Below are 3,580 nucleotides of genomic sequence, written 5' to 3'. Positions count from 1 at the left end.
TAATAGTATTACTAGTTTCTAGTTAATTTTAGGTTGGTGGGCAGTGCTGATAAAATCTATTAAACCCTAATATTATCCGTCTTAGGCACTGCCCACCCTACGATGAATTTATGATTAATTTATTCTCGACTCCCCACTCCCTAATCCCTACTCCCTACTCCTTCAAAGTCTGGCACAGTAACAGTATCGGGTAAATCAAGTCTTGAGGCTCCGATTGGGACTCTTAAAAATATATGGCGACAAGCTCAAATAGAGGAGGACAAAATTTAATGCGCTATGCAGTTGTTATTGAAAAAGGAAAAAATAGCTACGGTGCTTATGTTCCCGATCTTCCTGGATGTGTTGCGGTGGCAGAAACATTAGAAGACGTTAAACAATTAATTACTGAGGCAGTGATGTTTCATTTGGAAGGATTGAAAGAAGATGGATTAAGTGCTCCTGAATCAGTGTCATTCTGTGAGTATATTGAGGTGGCTTAAGGCGGAGTAGATGTAGGGTGGGTAGTGCTTATCAAACCAATGGTCAGCTTTGAAATTGCTCTGATGCACTGCCCACCTGACTGACGATTAATTTGATTAAAAAGCTAAACTCTTTATTGTCCGTGGGCAGTGCTGATAAAATCTATTAAACCCTATCATTATTAAAATTCCCACCTAGGATTAATAGTATTACTAGTTTCTAGTTAATTTTAGGTTGGTGGGCAGTGCTGATAAAATCTATTAAACCCTAATATTATCCGTCTTAGGCACTGCCCACCCTACGATGAATTTATGATTAATTTATTCTCTTAGATTGTCGCGCGGGCAGGATGCCCACTCTACTTCTATTCATTCAAAGACTGAGGCAACACGATCTCTTGTGCTTGTTTTATGATCGACTGCATCAAGAAAGAATCAATTATTATTACTGTTCCCTGTTCCCTGTTCCCTGTTCCCTGTTCCCTGTTCCCTACTCCCCACTCCCTCCAAGCGCAGAAAATGCATATTTCCCCCTTCATCCCCTGCGACAATGGTTACATCATCCGGTGCAACGGCACAACAGTTGATAGCACTTTCTCCAGTAAACGTAGCAATAACTTCCCTAGTCTCGAAATCCCACACTTGGAGTGTTTTATCGGAAGATGCAGAAATGACTAGCTTACCGTTGGATGTTATTTTGATCCGATTGATGGAGTCGGTATGACCTGTAAAGGTAAAAATTTCCTCTCGCTTTTCCAAATCCCAAATTTTGATAGTCTTATCCTTGGAGCCAGAGACGTCACTAAAAATGCGATCGCTACCAGGGAACCCACCATCAGGGTGGCGTAACTGAGCATCATGATGCTAACATGCATCATTAACCAATTGGATTTCAGAGCAGGTACCAATGGAGCACTTTCCTGCATGTCTGGTGGTAGGGATAGAGCGGCAAACGCGGTAATTCCCATGGCGACTGGTGCAGTAGCCACGCCCACAAATCGGCTGCGACTCATGTTTTCAGCAATTAGATGAACTGTGGTAATTCCCCAGGTTAGGAAAAATAGGGATTCATAGAGATTACTGATCGGGAAGTAGCCTGCCTCTAGCCATCTTGCTCCGAGTAAGGTAGCAGTGCAAAGGTTGGCGGTTGCCATCCCTGATGTTCCTAAGGGTGACAAATAAGGGATTTTAGGAAAAGCGGCTCCTACCCAGTAAATTAACATCGTCACAAACAGGACGAAAAAGGCAATATTATCTAATTTGTTCTGGAGTGTAACCAGATCCATACAGTGTTCTCTCTCAAGTTAATTTTGTATAAAGCTTATATTATTGCAGCATTACTACTATCCTATCGGTTAGATGTGCCCCTTTTGATAGAGTGCTAGTGCCTGATACCGAGTTGTATTCAAAAATAGTAGATTGGTTGGATAGGGAGATGGGGAGATAGGGAGATGGGGAGATAGGGAGATGGGGAAATTGGGGGAAGAGAAAGTTGTATGTTTGACCGCAACTTGGTATGAGTACCCACATTCCGCCCCCTCAAGTTTGAGACTTGCGGTTCCTTCCTACAAAAAAAGCGCCCTTCCTCACAGAAGAACGCTTTATTGCAAGAGGTGCGATCGCTCGCGCCTCTTTCCCGGGTCAAGATTAACCATTGATGATAGGAGCACTCACAGCAACTGGAGCCACCTCACTAGCAGCCAAATCGAGAGGGAAGTTGTGAGCATTACGCTCGTGCATCACTTCAAAGCCCAAGTTAGCCCGGTTAAGCACATCAGCCCAGGTGTTGATGACGTGACCTTGAGAATCGAGCACGGACTGGTTGAAGTTGAAGCCGTTCAGGTTGAAGGCCATAGTGCTAATACCTAAAGCGGTAAACCAGATGCCAACCACTGGCCAAGCACCCAAGAAGAAGTGCAAGGAACGGCTGTTGTTGAAGCTAGCATACTGGAAGATCAAACGGCCAAAGTAGCCATGAGCCGCAACGATGTTGTAGGTTTCTTCTTCTTGACCGAACTTGTAACCATAGTTCTGAGACTCGATTTCGGTAGTTTCACGAACCAGGGAAGAGGTCACTAGAGAACCGTGCATCGCACTAAACAAAGCACCACCAAATACACCAGCTACACCGAGCATATGGAAGGGGTGCATCAGGATATTGTGTTCTGCTTGGAATACGAACATGAAGTTGAAGGTACCACTGATTCCTAGAGGCATGCCATCAGAGAAACTGCCTTGACCAATGGGGTAGATCAGGAAAACAGAGGTAGCGGCAGCCACAGGGGCACTGTAAGCTACGCAAATCCAAGGACGCATACCCAGACGATAGCTCAGCTCCCACTGACGACCCATCCAGCAGAAGATGCCAACTAGGAAGTGAAACACAATCAGCTGGTAAGGGCCACCGTTGTATAACCATTCATCCAAGGACGCGGCTTCCCAAATCGGGTAGAAGTGCAAGCCGATAGCATTTGAAGAAGGTACAACGGCACCAGAAATGATGTTGTTACCGTAGATCAGAGAGCCAGCCACCGGTTCACGGATACCGTCGATGTCCACTGGAGGAGCAGCGATGAAGGCGATGATAAAGCAGATGGTAGCGGTTAGCAAGCAAGGGATCATCAAAACACCAAACCAGCCTACGTAGAGGCGGTTATTGGTGGAGGTAATCCAGTTACAAAACCGATCCCAAAGATTGCCGCTTTCACGACCTCTTAATGTAGTTGTCATGGTTCAAATATTATGGCAATTAACGGAAAGTGCCAGAGGTGAAGATGCGGTGCGACCCCGGTCGGGTTTCCCGACAAGCGTGAAGGCGCACCTAGAAAATAGTCTTCTTGCCTTGGCTTATGATTAATACTATTAACACTAATCTTGAATCTGCACGTTTTTTTATATTTCTTAATATCAACGAAATTTTTACTTAGTTGATTTTGCATTTATTCAATTAATTAAACATTTATTTGCTTTAATTAATCTTTATTTAACTAACTTTAAAAATCGAAATAAATGTAAGGGAGACCACTCTGAGGAGCAAACAACCAAACTACGTAGAGACCTACTGGTACCAACAACAACTTCACCGGCCAGTTGAGTTGTAATTTCAGACCCCTTCGGATAGT

At 44.2% G+C, this 3,580-nt stretch carries 4 protein-coding genes and 1 pseudogene; 2 read left to right on the top strand and 3 right to left on the bottom strand.

Annotated features, from left to right (window positions below; translation table 11 throughout):
* Nucleotides 1–269 precede the first annotated feature (269 nt).
* Nucleotides 270–479 carry a type II toxin-antitoxin system HicB family antitoxin gene (locus F6K49_RS09015; RefSeq protein ID WP_075897976.1) on the top strand — a complete coding sequence of 70 codons (210 nt, stop codon included), beginning with the start codon at nucleotides 270–272 and terminating at the stop codon, nucleotides 477–479.
* 414 nt (nucleotides 480–893) lie between these two features.
* On the opposite strand, the gene F6K49_RS53260 is transcribed toward F6K49_RS09015, so the two are convergent.
* The 3 genes and pseudogenes from F6K49_RS53260 to psbA form a co-directional block, all read right to left on the bottom strand.
* Nucleotides 894–1,268 (bottom strand): hypothetical protein, encoded by a 375-nt coding sequence (locus tag F6K49_RS53260; RefSeq protein WP_366514150.1) that lies wholly within the window; start codon nucleotides 1,266–1,268, stop codon nucleotides 894–896.
* Nucleotides 1,259–1,744: pseudogene (ccsA, locus tag F6K49_RS09000) on the bottom strand (cytochrome c biogenesis protein CcsA); the annotation flags it as partial. The pseudogene ccsA and the gene F6K49_RS53260, both read right to left, overlap by 10 nt.
* Nucleotides 1,745–2,105: 361 nt before the next feature.
* On the bottom strand, nucleotides 2,106–3,188 hold the full coding sequence (gene psbA / locus F6K49_RS08995; protein WP_070396249.1) for a photosystem II q(b) protein: 1,083 nt from the start codon (nucleotides 3,186–3,188) through the stop codon (nucleotides 2,106–2,108).
* Here psbA and F6K49_RS08990 point away from each other — a divergent pair.
* Nucleotides 3,187–3,315 carry a hypothetical protein gene (locus tag F6K49_RS08990; RefSeq protein ID WP_293053917.1) on the top strand — a complete coding sequence of 43 codons (129 nt, stop codon included), beginning with the start codon at nucleotides 3,187–3,189 and terminating at the stop codon, nucleotides 3,313–3,315. The genes psbA and F6K49_RS08990 overlap by 2 nt on opposite strands.
* The last annotated feature ends 265 nt before the right edge of the window (nucleotides 3,316–3,580 follow it).

The sequence above is a fragment of the Moorena sp. SIO3I6 genome, from assembly GCF_010672095.1.
Note: the sequence above shows the minus strand (reverse complement) of the source record. Positions and strands in the feature narration are given on the sequence as shown.